General features: G+C 69.9%; 21 protein-coding genes and 2 tRNA genes. 5 read left to right on the forward strand and 18 right to left on the reverse strand.

All coding sequences use genetic code 11. The annotated features are described in order from the left end of the window. Nucleotides 1-128 precede the first annotated feature (128 nt). Nucleotides 129-205: transfer RNA gene (locus LHA26_RS00505), tRNA-Pro, on the forward strand. Nucleotides 206-260: 55 nt separating this feature from the next. On the opposite strand, the gene LHA26_RS00510 is transcribed toward LHA26_RS00505, so the two are convergent. From LHA26_RS00510 to LHA26_RS00530, 5 genes are all read right to left on the reverse strand, one after another. Further along, nucleotides 261-1745 carry a sensor domain-containing diguanylate cyclase gene (locus LHA26_RS00510; RefSeq protein WP_252166806.1) on the reverse strand — a complete coding sequence of 495 codons (1485 nt, stop codon included), beginning with the start codon at nt 1743-1745 and terminating at the stop codon, nt 261-263. A 296-nt stretch (nt 1746-2041) separates the two neighbouring features. Then, on the reverse strand, nt 2042-2293 hold the full coding sequence (locus tag LHA26_RS00515) for a hypothetical protein (protein ID WP_252166807.1): 252 nt from the start codon (nt 2291-2293) through the stop codon (nt 2042-2044). Nucleotides 2294-2451: 158 nt separating this feature from the next. Then, nucleotides 2452-3876 (reverse strand): glycosyl hydrolase family 28-related protein, encoded by a 1425-nt coding sequence (locus LHA26_RS00520; protein WP_252166808.1) that lies wholly within the window; start codon nt 3874-3876, stop codon nt 2452-2454. A gap of 50 nt (nt 3877-3926) precedes the next feature. Then, entirely contained in the window at nt 3927-4355 is a 429-nt protein-coding gene (locus LHA26_RS00525) for a hypothetical protein (RefSeq protein WP_252166809.1), read from the reverse strand. A gap of 502 nt (nt 4356-4857) precedes the next feature. Beyond that, nucleotides 4858-4934 (reverse strand) — tRNA-Met (locus LHA26_RS00530). 145 nt (nt 4935-5079) lie between these two features. Here LHA26_RS00530 and LHA26_RS00535 point away from each other — a divergent pair. Then, nucleotides 5080-5487: a DUF3775 domain-containing protein gene (locus tag LHA26_RS00535; protein ID WP_252166810.1), complete on the forward strand. Its 408-nt coding sequence runs from the start codon at nt 5080-5082 to the stop codon at nt 5485-5487. Nucleotides 5488-5508: 21 nt separating this feature from the next. On the opposite strand, the gene LHA26_RS00540 is transcribed toward LHA26_RS00535, so the two are convergent. Genes LHA26_RS00540 through LHA26_RS00550 form a run of 3 tightly spaced genes read right to left on the reverse strand, consistent with a single transcriptional unit; the run spans nt 5509 to nt 8518 of the window. After that, nucleotides 5509-6009 (reverse strand): 2'-5' RNA ligase family protein, encoded by a 501-nt coding sequence (locus tag LHA26_RS00540; protein WP_252166811.1) that lies wholly within the window; start codon nt 6007-6009, stop codon nt 5509-5511. Then, nucleotides 6006-6536 carry an NTP transferase domain-containing protein gene (locus tag LHA26_RS00545; RefSeq protein ID WP_252166812.1) on the reverse strand — a complete coding sequence of 177 codons (531 nt, stop codon included), beginning with the start codon at nt 6534-6536 and terminating at the stop codon, nt 6006-6008. Before LHA26_RS00545 ends, LHA26_RS00540 begins: the two co-directional genes overlap by 4 nt. Continuing rightward, the gene (locus LHA26_RS00550) at nt 6536-8518 is read right to left on the reverse strand and encodes a potassium transporter Kup (RefSeq protein ID WP_252166813.1); all 1983 of its coding nucleotides are present in this window, start codon (nt 8516-8518) and stop codon (nt 6536-6538) included. The genes LHA26_RS00545 and LHA26_RS00550 overlap by 1 nt, the downstream gene beginning before the upstream one ends. A gap of 177 nt (nt 8519-8695) precedes the next feature. Between LHA26_RS00550 and LHA26_RS00555 the strand changes: the two genes are divergently transcribed. Then, the gene (locus LHA26_RS00555; RefSeq protein ID WP_252166814.1) at nt 8696-8914 is read left to right on the forward strand and encodes a DUF3072 domain-containing protein; all 219 of its coding nucleotides are present in this window, start codon (nt 8696-8698) and stop codon (nt 8912-8914) included. Nucleotides 8915-9330: 416 nt separating this feature from the next. Here LHA26_RS00555 and LHA26_RS00560 read toward each other — a convergent pair whose 3' ends face one another. The 9 genes from LHA26_RS00560 to dapA form a co-directional block, all read right to left on the reverse strand. Further along, entirely contained in the window at nt 9331-9762 is a 432-nt protein-coding gene (locus LHA26_RS00560; protein ID WP_252166815.1) for a nuclear transport factor 2 family protein, read from the reverse strand. An 86-nt stretch (nt 9763-9848) separates the two neighbouring features. Next, nucleotides 9849-10025 (reverse strand): hypothetical protein, encoded by a 177-nt coding sequence (locus tag LHA26_RS00565; RefSeq protein ID WP_252166816.1) that lies wholly within the window; start codon nt 10023-10025, stop codon nt 9849-9851. An 80-nt stretch (nt 10026-10105) separates the two neighbouring features. Further along, nucleotides 10106-11557 (reverse strand): M24 family metallopeptidase, encoded by a 1452-nt coding sequence (locus LHA26_RS00570; RefSeq protein WP_252166817.1) that lies wholly within the window; start codon nt 11555-11557, stop codon nt 10106-10108. A gap of 115 nt (nt 11558-11672) precedes the next feature. Then, nucleotides 11673-12299 (reverse strand): glutathione S-transferase family protein, encoded by a 627-nt coding sequence (locus tag LHA26_RS00575; protein ID WP_252166818.1) that lies wholly within the window; start codon nt 12297-12299, stop codon nt 11673-11675. A 4-nt stretch (nt 12300-12303) separates the two neighbouring features. Then, complete coding sequence (gene recA / locus LHA26_RS00580) at nt 12304-13353, reverse strand: recombinase RecA (protein ID WP_252166819.1); 1050 nt, start codon at nt 13351-13353, stop codon at nt 12304-12306. Between the two features lie 205 nt (nt 13354-13558). Continuing rightward, nucleotides 13559-13912 (reverse strand): response regulator, encoded by a 354-nt coding sequence (locus tag LHA26_RS00585; protein WP_252166820.1) that lies wholly within the window; start codon nt 13910-13912, stop codon nt 13559-13561. Nucleotides 13913-13950: 38 nt separating this feature from the next. Continuing rightward, nucleotides 13951-16395, reverse strand: coding sequence for an ATP-binding protein (locus LHA26_RS00590; RefSeq protein ID WP_252166821.1), 2445 nt, complete (start codon nt 16393-16395; stop codon nt 13951-13953). Nucleotides 16396-16585: 190 nt separating this feature from the next. Then, nucleotides 16586-17068 carry an SsrA-binding protein SmpB gene (gene smpB, locus LHA26_RS00595; protein ID WP_252166822.1) on the reverse strand — a complete coding sequence of 161 codons (483 nt, stop codon included), beginning with the start codon at nt 17066-17068 and terminating at the stop codon, nt 16586-16588. A gap of 4 nt (nt 17069-17072) precedes the next feature. Further along, nucleotides 17073-17948: a 4-hydroxy-tetrahydrodipicolinate synthase gene (dapA, locus tag LHA26_RS00600; protein ID WP_252166823.1), complete on the reverse strand. Its 876-nt coding sequence runs from the start codon at nt 17946-17948 to the stop codon at nt 17073-17075. Nucleotides 17949-18071: 123 nt separating this feature from the next. Here dapA and LHA26_RS00605 point away from each other — a divergent pair, with 123 nt between their 5' ends. Both LHA26_RS00605 and greB read left to right on the forward strand, forming a co-directional pair. Further along, the gene (locus LHA26_RS00605; protein WP_252166824.1) at nt 18072-20126 is read left to right on the forward strand and encodes a lytic transglycosylase domain-containing protein; all 2055 of its coding nucleotides are present in this window, start codon (nt 18072-18074) and stop codon (nt 20124-20126) included. Further along, entirely contained in the window at nt 20126-20602 is a 477-nt protein-coding gene (gene greB, locus LHA26_RS00610; protein ID WP_252166825.1) for a transcription elongation factor GreB, read from the forward strand. Before LHA26_RS00605 ends, greB begins: the two co-directional genes overlap by 1 nt. On the opposite strand, the gene LHA26_RS00615 is transcribed toward greB, so the two are convergent. Next, nucleotides 20593-21372 (reverse strand): polyphosphate kinase 2 family protein, encoded by a 780-nt coding sequence (locus tag LHA26_RS00615; RefSeq protein ID WP_252166826.1) that lies wholly within the window; start codon nt 21370-21372, stop codon nt 20593-20595. The genes greB and LHA26_RS00615 overlap by 10 nt on opposite strands. Nucleotides 21373-21467: the final 95 nt, after the last annotated feature.

Here is a 21467-nt window from a genome sequence, read left to right on the forward strand (position 1 = left end):
ACCCGCGCCGCCATCGCGCCCGATGCGGTCGGGCACGGCCTCCGCACGCCCGACGCTCCCTTGCGGCCGCCCTGGCCCATGGCGCTCTTCTTGACCCCGCCGGACCCGATGCCTAGGAAACCCGCCGTCGGGGAGTAGCGCAGTCTGGTAGCGCATCTGCTTTGGGAGCAGAGGGTCGCAGGTTCGAATCCTGTCTCCCCGACCATCGCGCCTCCCCGTCCGCAGCCCTTCCCGCCCGCAGCCCGGCCAGCCGAGGCCGCTCAGCCGCGTTTGAGCATCGGGACGGCGGGCGCTTCGCCCCAGGGGCGGATCACCGTGTCGGTGCCGTAGAGGCGGCCGGTGCCGCGCTCGGCGCGCTTGGCGGCGTAGAGGGCGAGATCGGCGCGGCGGAGCAGTTCCGAGCCGGCGATCGGCGCCTCGGCCAGCACCGCGCCCACCGTGGCGGTGACGATGCGGCGCGCGCCGTCCTGCGTCACCATCTGGCGCAGCGCGCGCAGCACGGTCTGCACCAGCGCGGGCAGCGCGGCGCAGTCGCGCGGGCGGCGCACCAGCAGCACGAACTCGTCGCCGCCCAGCCGCGCGGTGAAATTCTGCCCCATGCCGGGCCCGCGCAACACCTCGCCGACGCGGCGCAGCACCGCGTCGCCCGCCTCATGGCCATGATTGTCGTTGATCGGCTTGAAGCCATCGAGATCGATCAGCAGCAGCGCCAGCGGCGTGCCCGGCGCCTGCGCCACCGCCTCGTCGAGATGCGCCTCGAACTCGGCGCGGTTGGCCAGGCCGGTGAGGCTGTCGGTGCTCGCGCTGTGCTTCAGTTCGAGTTCGTAGCGGTGCCGCTCGGTCATGTCCTGGAACACGCCCACCACCGCGATCGGCCCCGCCTCGGAGCGCTCCACCTCGCCCGAGCCGCGCACATATTTGCGCGCGCCGGTGGCGCTGATCAGCGCGCTCTCGAAGGTGAAGGGCGCGCCGGTGGCGACGGCATCGTCGATCAGCGCGGCGATGCGCGCGCGATCGGCCGGCGGATAGAAGGCCAGCGCCGCCGCGCGCGTGGGCGCGGGGCCGACCGGCATGTCGTGGATGGCGAAGACCTGGTCCGACCATTCCACCGACGCATCGGCGAGCGACAGCCGCCAGGATCCGATCCCCGCCATCCGCTCCGCCTGGCGCAGCTGTCGGTTCTTGCGGGCGATCACCGCCGCATCGGCCTGCACCTCGCGCGACAGGCGGAGCGTCGCCGCGGCCGCCGCGCGGGCGCGGATCAGCCCGTCCACCAGCCCGGCGAGCCGCGCGAGCTGAAGGCGCGCCTCCGGGCCGAAGCGGCGCGGCGCGGTGTCGATCAGGCACAGCGTGCCGATCGCCGGCCCCGCGGCATCGGTCCCGGCGCCGGTCGGCCGCAGCGGCGCACCCGCATAGAAGCGCACGCCCTCCGCCCCGATGACGAGCGGATTGGCCGAGAAGCGCGGATCGGCCGCCGCATCCTCGATCACCATCACCTCGTCGCTCAGCACGGCATGGGCGCAGAAGGCGTGCTCGCGCGGAACCTGCCGCGCCTCCAGCCCGCACCGCGCCTTGAACCATTGCCGGTGCCGATCGACCAGCGACACCATAGCGATCGGACAGTCGAAAATCTGCCGCGCGAGCAGCACCGCCGATTGGAACTCCGCCTCCTCGGGCGTGTCCAGCAGGGCCAGCTCGGCGAGGGTCGCGCACCGATCGGCCAGCAGGGGATCGTGAAGAGCCATGGCCTTCTCTCCACCGTCGTGGCTTACGAGAGGCTTACCATCCCGCCCCAAGACCAAGGCTTCGACGAAGGTCGGTGGCCGGCGGGCGGTCGCTCGGCGATGCCGGGCGCAGCCTCGGGCTTATCCTAGGTGAGCGGATCTAGAGGCTAGGCCTGGGGATCGGGAAGATTGTGGTAGCGGAGGAGGGACTCACGTGTTCGTCCGAAGCGCCTTATGCGCCTGCGTTATTCGCTGTGGGCCCCGTGTCCGTGACCCCGATCTTCTGGGTCTTGCTGGGAGGTGCTGGGAAAGATCGATCACGCCTTTGTGATGCGGAAACGCCGCCCGGTGAGGGGCGGCGTGTCGGCGCCGGAGCTGTGCCGGGGGGCGTTACGACGATCGCCGACTGCACCCGATCGTCGGAGTGGATGGTCGTCGCCATCATCGTCGCCGCCACGCAGCTCGAACCCCATTCGGCACCCGCAAAACTTGCGGCGCTTGATCGCGAGATCGCGCGACAGGAGCACGATCAGCGATCCCGGCAGGATGATGAGCAGCGCCTTGCCCATCACCGCGATGCGCTCGGGCCCAGTCGTGCCCGACCAGCCGCCCAGCCACAGGATGTAGATGATCTAGCATCCCATGGCGTTGAGTGACGCGGCGCCGAAGACGCTCGCAACGAGGGCCAGGATCGCGCGCCGGTCGCGGGGAGTCCAGGTAGGCAGCTTCACGACCGCCTCACTTTCACAACGCCGCCGTCGATATATACGCACGGAGCTGGCGGCGGCGTGCCCCCGTTAACGTCTTGCACCCCTTTCAAGGATGCAAGAAGAAAGGCGCCCGGATTAACAGGCGACATCCTGTTCGGACCAGTTCCGCCGTCGAACATGGGCGCCGTGGTGTTGCCCGCCAACAGCACACTCTGGTCGATGCTGTAGTTTCCGCTGGGGCCCGCGTCGATGTTGATCCCGATCCTGTTCGGGCCACGGCCCGCCACTGGTCCGGCGATATGACCACCGCTCACAGTGAAATAACTGGTGGACACAAATCGGAGCCCAAACGTGTTTCCGGAGGAGGTGCCACCGACCACGTTCACGTTCTTGACATTGTCGCCGACTACAAGCAGCCCGCAGTCGGCATTGCCAGGAAACTCGCAGGCGCAAATAATGACGCCGTCAACGGTTCCCCCGGGCGCAGGCGCAATCGTAAGGCCGCTCTTATGGGCGCTCAGCCCAAACCAGGAACTCGACAGGGTAAGCCCCCAGACGCTGCCCGAAGGGGTGATCTGAGCGGACGATACCTGCGCATTCCCGCTGATCGTGTCGGAACTGTCGAAAAGAGACGAGGTCACTCGCGTCGCGAAATTATTGGTGCCGGCGGGCAAGTCCATTAGAAGCGCGGCACCATGCTTGGTGATATTGCAGCCCAACACATGGAAAGTGTCGCCATTATGCACCCGCAGTCCATAGTCGGGCTGTGGTCCAGTTAACGGCCCGGTAACGGTGCAATGGGCCACCGTAGCATCAGCATAATTAGCGAGATAAATAGCCCCAGTGCCGGCGCCTACAACCGAGGAACTGAACCGGCAGTTCTCAATACGAGGGTTTACAACAAGATTTCCCTTAACCGATCCGACCCGAACAGCACTGGTGTAGGAGGTAAATTCCACGTTTTCGCAGAAACCAGCATTCTTCTGTATGTCGACCAGCGGGGCCAAGGTGCGATCAGAGCCTGCCGAACACGTTACACGCATATTGCGGATGCCGCCGGCAGCACCCGGTGCGACAGAGCCGGACGCGCTTGTGATGATGAGGACGGTTGCGTAGGTGCCGTCGCCAACCAACACCACGCCATCGGGAAGAATGGGCAGGTCGGATACCTTGAACGTGCCTGGGCCAAGGCGCACCTCGCCGCCGTATGGAAGCGCATTGACCGCGTTCACTATGGCGCCGGTCGAGTCCACACTGCCTGTCGGATCTGCACCGAACTGAGTTGTCGCCCAAACGACGTTCAGCACTTCGGCCGGAAGGGACGAGTCAACAGCCCCTGTAGCCGATCGCTTGAGCTTCAGCAGAACGGGCGAAGCGGAGGCAACAGCCGCCAACGCCTCCGCGGTAGAAGGAACCGGACCATTGTCGGTCTGAATGTCCAACGTAGGGCCGCCGTTCACGATAGCCTCAAAGCAGTCGCTCCTTTGAGCCTCTATAGCCTGCGGTCGAAGCTGTCAATCGGCTCGAGCTTGGTCAGGGCGACATCGATCGAGCCGCCGTGCTTCGTTCCGTGCTCTTCGATCATGTCGGCCGTGATTTCGACCACCTGGGTCGAGAAGCCGTCGCGAACGACGCCTAGCACGATCACGTTCTCGTGGCGCGCGGGCACCGGGAAGTGTGCAGCCTTCCCCTTCCTCTGCCCAAGGCTGACGTGCAGCCGATAGGAGGCGCCCTTGATGATCGCGTGCAGCTCGACATCGTCCTGCTGCGCCTGCTTGTCGCCCTCGTCCGGGAACGCGGGCGTGCCGCCGTCCATCTGGATGAAGCCGGCGATCAGGTTCACGGCGGCCGAGGCGTTCGCGCCGTGGATGCGCTTCTCGCACATCGGCATCACCGGGTCCACGCCGTTGTAGAGCCACACCGGGTCGGCCTCGAGGATTTGCGCCAGCCGGCCGTTCTTATCAGGCGCGGCTTCATCTCGCCGTTATAGTATTCCAAATCGACTCGGTCGTGATCGACTCCTTGAACCCCTTCTTGTATTCTTGGACAATCCACTCGTAACGACCCTTGTGTAGCGGTAGGCAATGGTCATTGCTGTCGCACGCCTGCGCCAGACGAGCCGCATAACCAAGTTCGCGGATGACCTTCACAGGCGCCGCGAGCTGCGTTTCCGAAACGGCATCGTTACCTCACCCATGTTGACATCGCTGCAGGCACCGCGCTGCATTCCGGATAATGAGGTCGATTAGGGCCCTTGGGGTCACGCTCCGACCAAGGGCCGGATCTATGACCCCGAACCGACCCCGATGCAACGTGGGTCGCGCTGGGACGTGATGGGAATGTTGAATGACCCTCAAACCATCGAATTATCTGGGCTTTGGGTTTCCCCGGGTACGTGCTGGGAACGTTCGTCCTAGGGTGGTTGGTAGCGGAGGAGGGACTTGAACCCCCGACACGCGGATTATGATTCCGCTGCTCTAACCAGCTGAGCTACTCCGCCCCATCGCCGATGGCGCTCGCGACGCGGCGGGCCGCGTCGGTCGGGCGCCTATAGGCAGCGGCGGGGCGCCGGTCAACACCTTCGGAACCGCCCCCGCGCGATCTCGTTTCGGCCCATCGAACCCCGAGTGAAAAGAGGCGCGATCATGGATCTCAATACCCCGCTGGACCTCATCTGCCGCATCATCCAGCGCGCCCGCGAGGTGGAGGCGGAAGTCCCCGCCAACGGCCCCGAGGATGAGGTGGATCCGAGCGATTCGGATGATGCCTATGACATGCTCGAGGACGATATGAACGAGGCGAGCGAGGACGAGCTGCGCGCCGCGATCGACGATCTCGCCGACGATCAGCAGATCGAGCTGCTCGCGCTCGCGCTGGTCGGGCGCGGCACCTATGATCCGTCCGAATGGGACGATGCGCTGGAAGAGGCGCGCGATCCGGACGCCGAGCCGGTGCTGGACCAGCTTCTCGACATGCCGCTGCTCGCCGATTATCTGGATGCCGGCCTCGCCGCCTTCGATCTCAGCTGCGACGGCGTCGGGCAGATCGACTGAAGCGACGCTTCTCGCGCCCGCTCAGCGGAAGCGGTAGCGGGCGATCGGCTCCCAGGGGCCGCCGCGATACCACCAGCTCGCCAGCGCGGCGATGGCGAGCGGGCGCGGCCAGGCGTCTTCGCCCAGCGTCGCCGCCAGCGCGCGGGCGATGGCGGGATCGACCTTGTTCTGCACGGTCACGTGCGGGCGCCATCCCGCCCGGTCCTGCGGCAGCAGCACATCGGCAAAGGCCTCGGCAAGATCGGCGCGGATCGCGGCCAGCCCGTCGCTCGCCACGCGCAGCGCCACCCCGCGGCCGAGCGACCAGGGCGGCCCGATCGTGGCGGCCGGGCGCGGCGCCGCCGTCGCGCGGCGCAGCCGCCCGTCCAGTTCGTCGGCCAGGCTCGGCGGCAGATGGTGGAACAGCGTCAGATGCGCGGAGAGATGGTTGCGCTCGGGCGGGAAATGGGCACGGCGCAGCCCGTCCAGCCAGGCCTGGTCGGCGGTGGCGAACTGGGCGGTGACGATGATCGGCGCCGTCATCGCGCGCGGCCCGGCCGATCGCAATCGCGCACGCAGCCGCGCCCGCCGGGCACCAGCCGCGCCCCGCCCCGTCCCGGCCCCTGATCGCCGCGCGCCGCGCCCAGCCGCCGCCGCGCCGCGCCGCGCAGCAGCACCGGATGGCCCGGCTGCCCGCGCCAGGCGGGGCGGAGCAGATCGCCCGCGCCGCGCGGCGCCCGCGGATCCACCGCCGGCATATCGGCGAGGAAGAGCAGCACCTCGCGCTCGATCGGCCAGAGCGCGCGGGCGGCGGCGCGCAGGCTGGCGCCCATGCCCTCGCCATGATCGCGCGCCCGCACCAGCCGCGCGCGCGGCGCGCAGGCGCGCGCCAGCCGCGCCACGCGCGCATGCTGCCACCCGATCACGATGATCAGCCGCTGCGCGTCGGCGCGCCGCACCACCGCCAGCGTGCGCGCCAGCAGCGGCGCGCCGTCGCGCCGGTCGAACAGCTTGTTGCCCGCGCCCCAGCGTTTCGAGGCGCCGGCCGCCAGCAGCACGGCGGCGCGCATCAGATCTCGACCTGGCTGCCCAGCTCGACCACGCGATTGGAGGGCAGCCGGAAGAATTCCATCGCGCTTTCGGCGTTGCGCAGCATCCAGGCGAACAGCTTCTCGCGCCAGATCGCCATGCCCGGCCGCTCGGAGGCGATCAGCGTCTGCCGCGCGAGGAAGAAGCTGGTGTCCATCATCCGCAGCGGCGCGCCGAGTTCGGTGACGCCCGACAGCGCGGCGGGCACGTCGGGCTCCTGCATGAAGCCGTAATGGACGATCATGCGATAGAAGCCCTGGCCGAAGCTCTTCACCTCGACGCGCTTGGCCTGCGGCACATAGGGCACGTCCTCGATCCGCACCGTCAGCAGGATCACCCGCTCGTGCAGCACCTTGTTGTGCTTCAGATTGTGCAGCAGCGCATGGGGCGCGCCATCCTGCGCGGTGGTCATGAACACGGCGGTGCCGGGCACGCGCTCGGCCGAACTCGCGGCCGATTTCACGAACACGCTGATCGGCATCGCCACCTCGGCGAGCCGCTTGAGCATCAGCTGCCGCCCCCGCGCCCAGGTGGTGAGCAGCGTGAAGGCGATGAAGCCGACCAGCAGCGGGAACCAGCCGCCATCGGGCACCTTGGTGAGATTGGCGGCGAAATAGGCGAGGTCGACGGTCAGGAACAGGGCGATCAGCAGGCCCGCCACCGCCATGTTCCAGCGCCACAAAGTGAACAGCACCACCGCGAGCAGGCAGGAATCGATCAGCATCGCGCCGGTGACGGCGATGCCATAGGCCGCGCCGAGATTGGTCGAGGTGCGGAAGCCGAACACCAGCAGGATCACAAACACCATCAGGGTCCAGTTGAGCGTCGGGATATAGATCTGCCCCGCCGCCTGGGCGCTGGTATGGGTGATCTTGAGGCGCGGCATGAAGCCCAGCTGGATCGCCTGCTGCGCCACCGAGAAGGCGCCCGAGATCACCGCCTGGCTCGCGATCACCGCCGCCATGGTGGCGAGCACCACCAGCGGCAGCCGCAGCGCCTCGGGCGCGAGCAGGAAGAAGGGCGATTGGATCATCGCCATCCGCGCCGCGCCGGTCGTCGACAGGATCATCGCGCCCTGGCCCAGATAGTTGAGCATCAGCGCGGGGAGCACGAACCAGAGCCAGGAGAGCCGGATCGGGCGCCGGCCGAAATGCCCCATATCCGCGTAGAGCGCCTCCGCCCCCGTCACCGCCAGCACCACCGCGCCCATCGCGAGAAAGGCGCGCAGCGGCTCGGCCAGGAAGAAGGCGAGCGCATGGTGCGGGCTCAGCGCCAGCAGGATCGCGGGCATGGTCGCGAGATGGACCAGCCCCAGCACCGCGATCGCGCCGAAATAGAGGATCATGATCGGGCCGAACAACATGCCCACCCGCGCCGTGCCGCGCGCCTGGAGCGCGAACAGGCCGACCAGGATGAGGATCGAGGCCGGCAGCACGAAGCGGCCAAAGCCCGCCTCCACCACGGTGATGCCTTCCACCGCCGAGAGCACCGACATGGCCGGCGTGATCATGCTGTCGCCGAAGAACAGCGCCGTGGCGAAGACGCCGAGCAGCACCAGCCCGCGCGTCCAGCGGCGCGCGCCGCTGAGCGAGCGCGACACCAGCGCCAGCAGCGCCAGGCTGCCCCCCTCGCCCTTATTGTCGGCGCGCATGATGATGGCGACATATTTGAGCGTCACCACGATCATCATCGACCAGAAGATCAGGCTCAGCACCCCCAGCACATGAAAGTGCGAGGGGGCGAGCTGGTGGTGGCCGGCGAAGGTCTCGCGAAAGGCGTAGATCGGGCTGGTCCCGATATCGCCGAACACGACGCCGATCGCGCCCATGGCGAGCCGGCCGAGCCCCTGATGCGGATGCTCGCCCTCCTCAAGCTGGGGCAGCAGCGCCTCGTCGCCCGGCGCCTCGGGCAGCGGCGGCAGCGTCGGCGGGGAAAAGGAAGCGGTCGGACTATGGTCGGACATCAGGGACGAAGCCTTGAATGGATCACCTTAAGGCGCACGTCGCGACCCGGCCGATCCGGCATGGCGCGGCGCCTAGCATGGCCGCACCGGGCCCGCAACGCCGCGGACCCCGGACCGTCCCGAAGAAGGACGGGAACGGAATGGGAACGGAGTGGTTGAAGGTGGCAGGAGGTGATCATGACGAACGATCAAAATCCCAAGACGCATCCTAGCTCCAACGCGGAGAAGGATCCCGATGACTGGACCACGGGCGACGAGCCCATGACGGGCGCACAGGCGAGCTATCTCAAGACGTTGAGCGAAGAAGCGCATGAGGGGTTCGAGGATGGCCTGAGCAAGGCCGAGGCCTCCAAGCGGATCGACGCGCTTCAGCAGGAAACCGGGCGCGGACGCTAGCTGCTTGTCCCGCTGCGCTGGTGGGAGCCTATGGCTGGACGGTACGGACGATCCATGAGACGTGCGGGTCATGGAGGCGCCACGACAAGGCCGCCGTCCGTCCAGCCAGAGGGCGATCGCGCATGACGCGCGCTGCCGCTGAACGCGCCGCCAGCTCAAAACCCACAGCGGTCTCACCCCCTATGGATCTATCGCCAAGATTCGACGTCGGACCTCGACCGTTCCCTTCTCAGCCCGATCCGCCAGACGTCGGGACTGAACCGCTAGACGGGCGCGTCGATCGAGCGCGGCGGCTCGGAGAAGCAGCGCGGGCCGGTCGCCATGTCTGCCAGGGGGCGCCCAAGGTCCGTCCGCCTCTATGAATGAACCCCCGGCTCCCGCCGCAAGACGCGGGCCTTGCGTCTCGATCCGGCGGGTCAGTCCGGCGTGCGATCGGTGTTCTGCAGGACCAGAAGCCGCCAGCGGTGCGTCCGCAGGATGAAAATCTCGGTGGTGGACGCCGCCACCTCTTTGTCGCCGACCCGTTTCGCCGTCGCGGAGACGAGGATCGCGGTTCCGCCCGCCACCCGGCACAGAAACGGCGTCCGATCATAGCGGCTTATGCGATAGGCGCGGAAGCTGCGGATCAGCCCGCGCTTGCCCTGGACGCCACCATGATGGCCGTGGATGATAATCGCGTCGTCGGCGATGATGCGGTCGAGCGCCTCACCATCGCCCTCGATCATCGCCCGCCGAAACTGGTCATCGACCGCCCGCACCTCGGCGCTGCACGCGGTCGCTGCCTGGGTCGCGGCCGCCGGCCAGGCCAGCGCGAGCAGCAGGGCGGGAAGAAAAGGCGGAAGGCGCATCAGGCCTTTTGCACCGGGAGGCTCCCCAAGGCCATGGCCCGCGATCGCAGCGCGCGCCCTCCCGCCCCGCGCCCCCGCGCCCCGCGCTAGACGGGCGCGTCGATCGAGCGCGGCGTCTCGGAGAACCTGCGCGGGCCGGTCCCGCTCATGTGCAAGCCATCCTTGAGCCGCACGCCGAACTTACCCGGCAGAAACCGGCCCGGCTCTTCGGAGAAGCACATGCCCGACGCCAGCGGGATGGTCTCGCCGTGGACGAGGGTCACCGGCGCAGGCCCGTCGAGCCAATGCCATGGCCGGTGCGGTGCGAGGCCACCGCAGCGCGCGCCCCTCCGCGCGCCCAGCGCTAGACGGGCGCGTCGATCGAGCGCGGCGGCTCGGAGAACCAGCGTGGGCCGGTCTCGGTCATGTGGAAGCAATCCTCCAGCCGCACGCCGAATTCGCCCGGCAGATAGAGGCCCGGCTCGTCGGAGAAGCACATGCCCGCCGCCAGCGGGGTGGTTTCGCCATGGACGAGGTTCACCGGCTCATGCCCGTCGAGCCCGATGCCATGGCCGGTGCGGTGCGACAGCCCCGGCAGGCCATAGCCCGGGCCATAGCCGAGCGACTCATAATAGCGGCGCACGGCATCGTCGACGCTGCCCGCGGGCGCGCCGATCCGCGCGGCGGCGAAGGCGATGCGCTGGCCCCGCGCCACCGCCTCCCACACCGTGCGCTGCCGGGCGCTGGCGCCGCCGGGCACGAAGCTGCGCGACACGTCCGACTGATAGCCGAGCACGGTGCAGCCGCAATCCATCAGCACCATCGCGCCCGCGCGGACGCGCTGCGGCGCGTGCGAGCCATGGGGCAGCGCCGCCGCGGGGCCGATCAGCACCAGGCTGAACTCGGGCTCGCCGCCCAGCGCGCGGGTCGCCGCGTCCATCGCCTTGCCGATCGTCTCGGGCGTCATATCGTCGCGGACGCGCGGCACGACATGGCGATAGGCGGCGATGGTGATGTCGGTCGCGCGCTGCATCAGCGCCAGCTCGGCGGGCGATTTGCGCATCCGGCAGCCGCGCACCAGCCCCGCGCCCGAAACCAGCGCCACGCCCGGCAGCGCCGTCCGCAGCCCGTCGACCGCGAAGAAGCGCACCGTCTCCTCGATCGCGACCGGCCCCTCGGCGGCGCCGCGCGCGCGCAGCATCCGCGCGACGAGCGCATGCGGATTCTCGTCCTCCTGCCAGGTCTGCACCTCGGCGGGCACGGCCAGCGTCTCGCGCACCGAGGGCGCCTCGAAAAAGGGCGTGACGATCGCCACCGGCCCGTCCGCCGGAATCACCGCGGCGGTCAGCCGCTCGGAGCGGAACCAGCGCACCCCCGTGAAATAGGTGAGCGACGAGCCCGCCTCGACCAGCAGCGCGCGGACGCCCTGGCCCCGCATCGCGCGCTGCACGGCGGCGATCCGCGCGCCATGTTCGGCGGGGCTGATCGGCACCGCGCGGCCGGGCAGCGGCGCCAGCCCGGCGGCATCCGCCTCGGCCAGATCCTCGGGCCCGGCCGCCGCGCCCGCCCCCGCCGGCGCGCCGGCCCCGGACGGCGCGGCGGGCGCGGCGGCGAGGCGCCCGCCCCCGGCCAGCAGCGCCAGCCCGGCCGTCACCACGCCGCGCCGCCCCGGCGATACCGCCCGGCCCGCGCCGCGCGCGGCGGCGGCCGCCACCGCCGGCCTCGGCTCCGCGACCCGCTCCGCGCCCCTGTCCGCCGCCCCGCTCGGGCGCGACGCCGCCCGCCCGCCAGGATCTTCACCACGCCGCTCGTCCATCCTCGTCTCCCCGCTCGGCCGGCCGCCCCCCGCGCCGGCGCCGGGCCGGCCCTGCGGAGACCGGGCCTGCGGCGGCCGGGCCTCAAGCGGCCGGGCCGCCCGGGAGCGGGGCCGCTCAGGCATAGGCATAGGCGCCGCCCCGTTCGAGCGCGGCCTGATAGGCGGGGCGGGCATGGATCCGCGCCAGCCAGTCGGCGATATGGGGTCGGCCGTGGAGCAGCCCGGCGCGACGCACCGCCGCCTCGAGCGGAAAGCTCATCATCACGTCGGCGGCGGTGAAGTCCGCGCCCGCGAACCAGGGCCGGTCGGCCAGCATCGCCTCGACATAGTCGAAATGCACCGCCGCCATCGGCCGGAACCGCCGGACCGCCGCCCGCCCCAGCAGCGGCACGCGGCGCAGCACCAGCATCACCAGCAGCACCGGCATCAGCGAGCCCTCGGCATAATGGAGAAAATGCCGATAGCGCAGCGCCGCCGCCCGCTCCGCCGGCGCGCCGAGCCGGCCGCCCGCGCGCTCCACCAGATACTCCACGATCGCGCCCGTCTCGGCGAGCGTCAGATCGCCATCCTGGAGCAGCGGCGCCTTGCCCAGCGGATGCACGCGGCGCAGCGCGGGCGGCGCCAGCATCGTCTTGGGGTCGCGCGCATAGCGCACCACCTCATAGGCGAAGCCCAATTCCTCCATCAGCCAGATCAGCCGGTGCGAGCGGCTATTCTCGAGATGATGGAGGCGGAGCGTCACCGCGTCAGTCCTCCGCGCCGTCGTCCTCGGGGCCGGCCATCATCGCCTCGCCCAGGCCTTCGGTCTTGCCGCGAATGGCGCGCTCCAGCTTCTCGGCCATGTCGGGATGCTCGCGCAGGAAGGTCTTGGCGTTTTCCCGTCCCTGGCCGATCCGCGTCGAGTCATAGCTGAACCAGGCGCCCGATTTCTCGACCAGCCCCGCCTTGACGCCGAGATCGAGGATCTCGCCGATCTTGGACACGCCCTCGCCATACATGATGTCGAACTCGACCTGCTTGAACGGCGGCGCCACCTTGTTCTTCACCACCTTCACGCGCGTGGCGTTGCCGACGATATCGTCGCGATCCTTGATCTGCCCGGTGCGGCGGATGTCGAGCCGGACCGAGGCGTAGAATTTCAGCGCGTTGCCGCCCGTCGTCGTCTCGGGATTGCCGTACATCACGCCAATCTTCATGCGCACCTGGTTGATGAAGATCACGAGGCAGCGCGAGCGGCTGATCGAGCCGGTGAGCTTGCGCAGCGCCTGGCTCATCAGCCGCGCCTGCAGGCCGACATGGCTGTCGCCCATCTCGCCCTCGATCTCGGCGCGCGGCACCAGCGCCGCCACCGAATCGACCACCAGCACGTCGATCGCGTTGGAGCGCACCAGCGTGTCGGTGATCTCCAGCGCCTGCTCGCCCGTATCGGGCTGCGAGACGATCAGCTCGTCGATATTGACGCCCAGCTTCTTGGCATAGACGGGGTCGAGCGCATGCTCGGCATCGACGAAGGCGGCGGTGCCGCCCATCTTCTGCGCCTCGGCGATGGCGTGCAGCGCCAGCGTCGTCTTGCCCGAGCTTTCCGGCCCATAGATCTCGACGATGCGGCCGCGCGGCAGGCCGCCGATGCCGAGCGCGATGTCGAGCCCGAGCGAGCCGGTGGAGATCGCCTCCACCTGCATCGCCTCGCGCGAGCCGAGCTTCATCGCCGAGCCCTTGCCGAAGGCGCGGTCGATCTGCGCGAGCGCGGCGTCGAGCGCCTTCTGCCTGTCGGACGCCGCCAGCTTGTCGATCATATCCCCGTTCGCCCCAACCATCTTGAGTGATGCAGCCACAGCCGTCCTCCTGAGCTTAGAGGGCCACGGCGCGGGTGTCGATGCGCGGGGGCCTTACCCCGCATGTATCGCTTTCGTTCTCTCGGAACAAGTGTGGAACACCGCAGGCGAGGATTTTTCTCAGCCGGGGTGTCGCCGCGCTCCGCCGCCGGCCGGCGGGGCGCGCTCAGCCGATCGCGTCGACCGCGCGCTCGACATCGGACAGGGTGAAGGGCTTGGCCAGCACCGGCGCGCCGGCATGGCGGGCGGGCGGCGGCTCGGTATGGCCGCCGGTCGCGAGCAGGAAGGGAATGCCCTGGTCGGCCAGCGCGTCGGCCGCCGGCCAGCAGGCCTCGCCGCCGCGCAGATGCACGTCGAGGATCGCCAGATCGAAGCCGCCCGCGTCGATCCGCGCCACCGCGTCGGGCACGGTTTCGGCGGTGCCCGCGATGCTATGGCCGAGGCTGTCGAGAAAATCCTCGAGCATCATGGCGATGAGGCTTTCGTCTTCGATGATGAGGATGGAACGGGATGCAGTCATGCGCCCGCCATGCCCTGCCCGCCGGGCCGCCACAAGCCCTATCTCGCCTCGCTCCGGCCGAGCGCGTCGCGCGCCGCCTCCGCCAGTTGCTGCACGGAGAAGGGCTTGGGAAGAAACGAAATATTCTCCAGGCTGATGGATTTTCGCAGCTGTTCCTCGGCATAGCCGGACATGAATAGGACAGGCAGGCGCGGAAAACGCTCGCGCGCCAGCCCCGCCATGGTCGGCCCGTCCATGCTCGGCATCATCACGTCGGAGATGAGCAGGTCGAAATGGCCGCCCTCGGCGGTCACCTGCGCCAGCACCTCCAGCCCCTCCTCGCCATTGGCGGCGGTGCGCACCTGATAGCCCTGGCGGGTGAGCGCGCGCTCCGCCACCGAGCGCACCATGTCCTCGTCCTCCACCACCAGGATCGATCCCGAGCCCCACAGCGCCGGCGCCGGCTTGTCGCGCTCCACCACCGCCTCGGGCGCCGCCGCCCCCTCGAACACGGGCAGGTAGATGACGAAGGAGGTGCCGCGCCCCAGCTCGGAATCGGCGAAGATGAAGCCGCCCGACTGTTTGACGATGCCATAGACGGTCGACAGTCCCAGCCCGGTGCCCTTGCCCACCTCTTTGGTGGTGAAGAAGGGCTCGAAGATCTTGGGCAGGTCGGCGGGCGCGATGCCGGTGCCGGTGTCGGTCACCGAAAGCGCGGTATAGTCGCCGATCGGGAGGATGTCGGATCCCAGCCGCCGCACCTCGGCGGCGGATACGCTATAGGTCCGCACCGTGATCGTGCCGCCATCGGGCATGGCGTCGCGCGCGTTCACCGCGAGATTGACGATCACCTGCTCCAGCTGGCCGGGATCGGCGCGCACCGCCCCCAGCGCGCGGCCATGGCTGATCTCGAGATGCGTCTTGTCGCCCAGCAGCCGCTTGAGCAGGTTGGACACTTCGGACACGACATCGGGCAGCTGCAGCGTCTGCGGCCGCAGCGTCTGCTGGCGCGAAAAGGCGAGCAGCTGCCGCGTCAGCCCGGCCGCGCGATTGGCATTGTGGCGGATCTGGTGGATATCGTCATAATCGCTGTCGCCGGGCGTGTGGCGCATCAGCATGAGATCGCAATGGCCGATCAGCGCGGTCAGGATGTTGTTGAAATCGTGCGCGATGCCACCGGCGAGCTGGCCCACCGCCTGCATCTTGTTGGCCTGGTTCACCTGCCGCTTGAGCCGCGTCTCCTCGCCCGAATCCTTGAGGCTCAGCAGCACCGCCGCCGGCCCCAGGCCGCGCGCGGAGGCGACGGTGAGCGACACCGCCTCCTCGGGCCGCCGCGCCAGCCGCACCGCGATGTCGCCCGAGAGGATCGGGCTCTGCCCCGCCAGCGCGGTGGGCGGCTTGGAGCCGGCGAAGCGGCGCACCGCGTCCGCCACCGCCGCCTTGTCCTCCTTGACGACGAGATCGCCGGGATAGATGGGCCGCTCCTCCTCGGCGATGCCCGCCGCGCGCGCGAAGGCGGCGTTGAGGAACAGGAAGCGGCCGTCGCGGTCGACCAGCGCGAGGCCCAGCGGCAGCATGCCGAGCAGATCGTAGACGTCGGACGGCTTGGTCGCGGCGGCGGCGGCGAGCGCGCTGGGATCGCCGGGATCGTCGAACAGCAGCATCAGCGCGGCGCCGCGCGCGGCATCGTCGCCCTCCAGCGGCACGTGCAGCAGCCGCAGCGGATCGCGCCCCTCCTCGCGGGCGAAGCGGAGCGCGCCCTGCTCGGTCTGGCCGAGCAGCGCCGTGAAGTCGCGCCCCTCCACGGACGCGCCCGCCGCGCCCAGCGCGCGCGCCGCGAACACGCGGTTGGCGGCCAGCACCCGGCCGCGCTCGTCGGCCAGCGCCACCATCAGCCCCACCCGGCCCAGCCGGTCGCCAAAGCCGCCGCCGATCAGCGCCGCGGCCTGGTCGCGCAGGCCGCCGCGTCCGTCCGATACGCGCCACAGGAGATGATCCTCGCCGGTGCCGACGCGCTGCGCCGAAAGCCGGATGCCCGTCGGCCCCATCAGCATCTCGGCGGCGCCGTCGCGCCACGCCTCGGTGCCGACATCGGCGATCGCCTCACTCTCCACCGCCAGCCCCGGCATGTCCGGCGGCACCGCGCTCGGCCCGAAGCGGTCGAGATAGGCGCGGTTGGCGAACAGCAGCCGGCCGGCACGATCGGTGATCGCCACCGGCTCCTGCCCGATGTCGAGCGCGGCGCGGATCAGCGCGCGATCGGTATCGCCGCCACGCGCGATCCGCGACCGGCCCGAGGCGCGGCCCGCCACCAGCGCGATCGCGATCACCACGCCGAAGCCGATCAGGAAGCCCAGGCCGAAATGCCAGTTGCCGATCGCCTGCGCGATCAGCACCGCCGAGGCGATGCCGAGCAGCGCCACCCCGATCGCGATCACGCGGCCGGCGTCCAGCCGCTGGGCGAAGGGCGAAGCATCGGACACGGAGCGGGTCAGCGTGCGCATCCCCTGTCTTCGCGCCATGGCGCTGCGCACGTCAATTGAGGGCGGTTGCCCCATCGGTCAGCCGCCGCGCGGGCGGCGGCACGGGAAACGGGCTCTGAGCCAGGCCGGCATGCACGCAACTCCACCGCGCCTACAGGGCGCGCGCCCATCGTATCGCCGGACGGCGTCCGTGGAAAGCGGCGGCGGTGGCTCATCCCCGGTCGCGCAGCAGGCGCGCCTGCTCGCGCTTCCAGTCGCGATCCTTCACCGTCTCGCGCTTGTCGTGCAGCTTCTTGCCCTTGGCGAGCGCAAGCTCGACCTTGGCGCGGCCGCGGCCGTTGAAGTAGATGGACAGCGGGATCAGCGTCATGCCCTCGCGGGACACGCCGTTGCGCAGCTTGTCGATCTCGCGCACGTGCAGCAGCAATTTGCGCGGACGCTTGGGCTCGTGGTTGAAGCGGTTGCCGTGGCTGAACTCGGGAATGTTGGCGTTGATCAGGTTCACCTGATCGTCCTTGATCTCGGCATAGCTCTCCGCGATCGATCCCTCGCCGAAGCGGAGCGACTTCACCTCGGTGCCGGTCAGCGCGATGCCGGCCTCGAAGAAATCCTCCAGGAAATATTCGAAGCGCGCGCGCCGATTCTCGGCGACGACCTTCTTCTTGTCGAATTCGACGGGGCGCGGACGGGCCATCGCGTCAGATCAGCAGGGCATGGGCGAGCGCGGCATCCACCGCCGTCCGCGCGGCGGCGCCCGCCGGCGTCATCGGCAGGCGCAGCGCCTGGGGAAAGCCGGGCCGCAGCCGGCCGAGCGCATATTTGGTCGGCCCGGGCGAGGCATCGGCGAACAGCGCGGCGTGGAGCGGGAACAGCCGATCCTGCAAGGCCAGCGCATCGCCCCAGCGGTCTTCGGCGCAGGCCGCCTGGAAGTCGGCGCACAGGCGCGGCGCGACATTAGCCGTCACCGAAATGCACCCCACCCCGCCCATCGCGTTGAAGCCGAGCGCAAGATCGTCATTGCCCGAAAGCTGGCAGAAGTCCGCCCCGCACTCGAGCCGCTGCGCCGCCACGCGCGCCAGCGCCCCGGTCGCGTCCTTGATGCCGATGATGCCGGGCAGCGCCGCCAGCCGCGCCAGCGTCGCCACGCTGATGTCGGTCACGGTGCGGGCGGGGACGTTGTAGACGAGGATCGGCAGATCGCAGCCCTCCGCCAGCGCGGCGAAATGCGCGTAGACGCCCTCCTGGTTCGGCCGGTTGTAATAGGGCAGCACCACCAGCGCCGCCGCCGCGCCCGCCGCCTGCGCGCGCTTCATGTGACCGAGCGCCACCTGCGTGTCGTTCGATCCGCAGCCGGCGATCACCGGCACCCGGCCGCCCGCCTGCTCCACGCACACCGCCACCACCCGATCATGTTCCTCGATCGACATGGTGGCCGATTCGCCGGTGGTGCCGCACGGCACGAGCGCCGACGAGCCCTCGGCGATCTGCCAGTCGACATGGGCGCGGAACGCCTCCTCATCGAACGCGCCGTCGCGAAACGGCGTCACCAGGGCGGGGATCGAACCCGAAAACATACGTAGCTCCTTCACGCCTTCGCGCCCGTGCGGCATGATCCCGCCATGGCTGAGCGTCGGCGATTTGCAGCGCCTGATACGGAGCGGGTTGGCATTCTGTCCAGCTTACTGCATCGCCCCCTCATGCTTAGCGTGTCTCCGCTCCTCCTCGCAGCCGCAGCGGCGGCCGCAAGCCTCTCGCCCCAACAACTTGCATGGTATCGCGCGCAGCTGGGCCTGGCCGGCGCGAGCCCCGTGGCGGCAGCCCCCGCGGCGCCGCTGGCGCCGCCCGGCGGCTATGCCCCGCCCTATGCCGCCAGCGCCGGCATCGCCACCGATCCGGTGGCCGAGGGGCTGGTGGCGTGGCGCCGGCTGCAGCAGTCGGACGGGCTGCTCTTTCAGGAATACGCCAATTTCCTCCTGGCCCATCCCGGCTGGCCCGGCGAATCGCGCATGCGGCGCGCCGCCGAGTCGGCGATCCAGGCCGATGTCACCCCGCCCGATTCGGTCATCGCCTTCCTCACCCGCTTCCCGCCGCAAAGCGGCACCGCCGCGCTGCGCCTCGCCGAGGCGCTCTACGCGCGCGGCCGCGCCGCCGAGGCGCAGGCCGCCGCGCGCCGCGCCTGGACGCTCGCCGGCCTCTCCACCACCGACGAGGGGCGGCTGACGGCGCGCTGGTGGGCGACGCTGACCCAGGCCGATCAGGATGCGCGGATGGAGCGGCTGCTCTGGACGCGCGCCGTGGTCGCCGCGCAGCGCCAGCTCGCCTATGTGAGCCCGGCGCGCCGCGCGCTCTACCAGGCCCGCCTCGCCTATCAGCTCAAATCGCCCGATGCGCCCACGCTCGGCGTCGCGGCGGGCGCGGCGGCGGCGCAGGATGCGGGCTATCTCGTCGATCGCGCGCAATGGCTGCGCGACACGATGCAGGAGCCGGTCGCCCGCTTCGAGCTTGCCCAGCCCCATCGGCTGGACGCGCCGCCCTATGATCCCGAACGCTATATGGAGACGCTGCTCACCTTCGCGCGCTCCACGGCGGCCGATCATAATTGGGCGCAGGCCTATGGCATCGCCGCCCAGTTCGCCGCCGCCTATGCGCCCGGCGCCGATCTGCGCGCGCTGCCGTTCAGCCAGCGCGACGATTATACCAGCCTCGCCTGGCTCGCGGGCTTCACCGCCCTGCAGCAGCTCAACCGGCCGGCCGACGCGATCACCATGTTCCGCGCCTATGCCGATGCCTCGCGCTCGCCCAGCTCGCGCAGCAAGGGCTATTACTGGGCCGGCCGCGCCGCGGTGGCGGCGGGCAATGCCAGCGCCGCGAACGACTATTTCCAGAACGCGGCGGCCTTTCCCGATCAGTTCTACGGCCAGCTGGCGCTCGAGCGGCTCGGCCGGCCGGTGCCCGCGCCGGCCCAGGCGAGCGCCGCGCTGGTCTCCCCGCTGGATCGCGCCGCGTTCGAGTCCAACGATCTGGTGCGCGCCGCCCGCATCCTCGGCCAGTTGGGCGATTGGTCGGATCAGAGCGTCTTCCTGCGCGCGGTCGCCGGCCTCGCCGAACAATCCAACGCCAATCATCTGCTCGCCGCCGAGCTGGCGCAGACGCTCGGCCGGCCCGATCTCGGCGTGATGGCGGCGCGCGCCGCGCGGCCGGACAATGGCAGCGACTATGTTCGCTCGGGCTTTCCCACGCTTCCCGTGCCACCCGATCTCGCCAACAACTTCAGCTTCATCCACGGCATCATGCGGCAGGAGAGCCAGTTCGACCGCAACGCCGTTTCGGGCGCGGGCGCGCGCGGCATGATGCAGCTCATGCCCGCCACGGCGCGCGAGCAGGCGAGCAAGGCGGGCCTCTCCTACGATTATCTCCGCCTCACCAGCGACCCCGCCTACAATATGGCGCTGGGCATCGGCTATTTCGGCCGGGTGATGGACATGGAGCAGGGCAATTACGTGCTCGCGGTGGCGGCGTACAATGCCGGCGTCGGCAATGTCCGCCGCTGGGTCGCGCAGAATGGCGATCCGCGCGCGCCCGGCGCCGATGTCGTCGCCTGGATCGAGGCGATCCCCTTCAGCGAGACGCGCGGCTATGTCCAGAATGTGCTGGCCAACACCGTCGTCTATGACAGCATCGCCCCCGGCCGCGCGGGCCAGCCGCTGACCAACCGCCTCTCTTATTATCTCGGCAAGACCACCCCCGGCTGATGGACCGTCCCAATTACATCACGCCCGCCGGCTTCGCGGCGATGCGCGCCGAATATCAGCGCCTGTTCGAGACCGAACGGCCGGCGCTGGTGGAAACCATCTCCTGGGCCGCCGGCAATGGCGATCGCTCGGAGAATGGCGACTATATCTACGGCCGCAAGCGCCTGCGCGAGATCGACCGCACGCTCGACCGCCTGTCCAAGAAGATGGCCAAGGCGCAGGTGGTCGATCCGGCGCGCCAGGTCGAGCGCGGCCGCGTCTTTTTCGGCGCCACCGTCACCATCGTCGACGAGGAGGATCGCGCGCGCGTGGTGACGCTCGTCGGCGAGGACGAGGCGGATGCCGGCGCCGGCCGGATCAGCTGGCACTCGCCGCTGGCGCGCGCGCTGCGCGGCGCCGCCACCGGGGATCTCCGCCGCGTCCTTTCGCCCGGCGGCGAGCGCGAATATGAGGTGGTGGCGATCGCCTATCCCTGAGCGTCCGCCAGCATGGCGCGCGCCCGCGCGATCAGCAGCGGATCGGCCTCGGGCGGGGCGGAAGGCACCACCGCCTCCAGCCGCTCCACCACATGGCGCAGCGCGGTGAGCTGGCCCGAGGGGGCGTGACCGGCATCGATCACCGTCCAGGGCGCCCAGCGCGTATGGGTGAAGGCGAGCATCTCTTCCACCGCGCGGCCATGATCGACGCGGCGCTCGCGCGCGCGCAGCATGTCCGGGGTCAGCCGTGCCTGCTCCCACGGATCGTCGATCCGGCAGGCGATGCGGCGATCCTGCTCCGCCGCCGACAGATGCAGGTAGAGCTTGATCAGCAGCGTGCCGCTGTCGGTCTGCTGCGCCTCGAACTCGTTGATCTCGTCATAGGCGCGGCGCAGCAGCGGCTGGGCGAGCCCGTCCAGCCGCTCGCCGAGCACCCGCCCGTACCAGCTGCGATCGAACAGATGGAGCCGGCCATCGCCCGGCAGCCGCGCCCAGAAGCGGGCGAGATAATGATGCGCCCGCTCCTCGGCGGTGGCGGCGCGGATCTGGAAGGCGCTGGCGTGGCGCATGTCGCACGCCTCGGTGATGCGCCGGATCACGCCCTCGCGATCGGCCTCGTCCGGCCCCTCGGCCAGGATCACCGTGCGGCGGCGATGCAGGCCATGCGCGCGCTGGACGCGCCGCAGCCGCGCCTGCAACGCGGAAAGCTCCTCGCGATATTCGCCGCCAAACTGGGCGCCTCGCTCGAAATCGGCCAGATTGAACATCATGGCCGACAGCTAAGCGCAGCCGGCCGGCGCGGCGAGCCGGCGCGCGCACGGTCAGTCCCATCAAGAGACGTTAACCTTAAGCAAGCGCGCCGAGA

The sequence above is a fragment of the Sphingomonas morindae genome, assembly GCF_023822065.1.
GTDB lineage: Bacteria > Pseudomonadota > Alphaproteobacteria > Sphingomonadales > Sphingomonadaceae > Solisphingomonas > Solisphingomonas morindae.

Bases quoted from the DNA above. Each gene is read 5' to 3' on its own strand.
- LHA26_RS00510 (WP_252166806.1), bottom strand. From the start codon at position 1,745: ATGGCTCTTCACGATCCCCTGCTGGCCGATCGGTGCGCGACCCTCGCC.
- LHA26_RS00515 (WP_252166807.1), bottom strand. From the start codon at position 2,293: ATGGGCAAGGCGCTGCTCATCATCCTGCCGGGATCGCTGATCGTGCTC.
- LHA26_RS00535 (WP_252166810.1), top strand. From the start codon at position 5,080: ATGGATCTCAATACCCCGCTGGACCTCATCTGCCGCATCATCCAGCGC.
- LHA26_RS00540 (WP_252166811.1), bottom strand. From the start codon at position 6,009: ATGACGGCGCCGATCATCGTCACCGCCCAGTTCGCCACCGCCGACCAG.
- LHA26_RS00545 (WP_252166812.1), bottom strand. From the start codon at position 6,536: ATGCGCGCCGCCGTGCTGCTGGCGGCCGGCGCCTCGAAACGCTGGGGC.
- LHA26_RS00550 (WP_252166813.1), bottom strand. From the start codon at position 8,518: ATGTCCGACCATAGTCCGACCGCTTCCTTTTCCCCGCCGACGCTGCCG.
- LHA26_RS00555 (WP_252166814.1), top strand. From the start codon at position 8,696: ATGACGAACGATCAAAATCCCAAGACGCATCCTAGCTCCAACGCGGAG.
- LHA26_RS00560 (WP_252166815.1), bottom strand. From the start codon at position 9,762: ATGCGCCTTCCGCCTTTTCTTCCCGCCCTGCTGCTCGCGCTGGCCTGG.
- LHA26_RS00570 (WP_252166817.1), bottom strand. From the start codon at position 11,557: ATGGACGAGCGGCGTGGTGAAGATCCTGGCGGGCGGGCGGCGTCGCGC.
- recA (WP_252166819.1), bottom strand. From the start codon at position 13,353: ATGATCGACAAGCTGGCGGCGTCCGACAGGCAGAAGGCGCTCGACGCC.
- LHA26_RS00585 (WP_252166820.1), bottom strand. From the start codon at position 13,912: ATGACTGCATCCCGTTCCATCCTCATCATCGAAGACGAAAGCCTCATC.
- LHA26_RS00590 (WP_252166821.1), bottom strand. From the start codon at position 16,395: ATGCGCACGCTGACCCGCTCCGTGTCCGATGCTTCGCCCTTCGCCCAG.
- smpB (WP_252166822.1), bottom strand. From the start codon at position 17,068: ATGGCCCGTCCGCGCCCCGTCGAATTCGACAAGAAGAAGGTCGTCGCC.
- dapA (WP_252166823.1), bottom strand. From the start codon at position 17,948: ATGTTTTCGGGTTCGATCCCCGCCCTGGTGACGCCGTTTCGCGACGGC.
- LHA26_RS00605 (WP_252166824.1), top strand. From the start codon at position 18,072: ATGCTTAGCGTGTCTCCGCTCCTCCTCGCAGCCGCAGCGGCGGCCGCA.
- greB (WP_252166825.1), top strand. From the start codon at position 20,126: ATGGACCGTCCCAATTACATCACGCCCGCCGGCTTCGCGGCGATGCGC.
- LHA26_RS00615 (WP_252166826.1), bottom strand. From the start codon at position 21,372: ATGATGTTCAATCTGGCCGATTTCGAGCGAGGCGCCCAGTTTGGCGGC.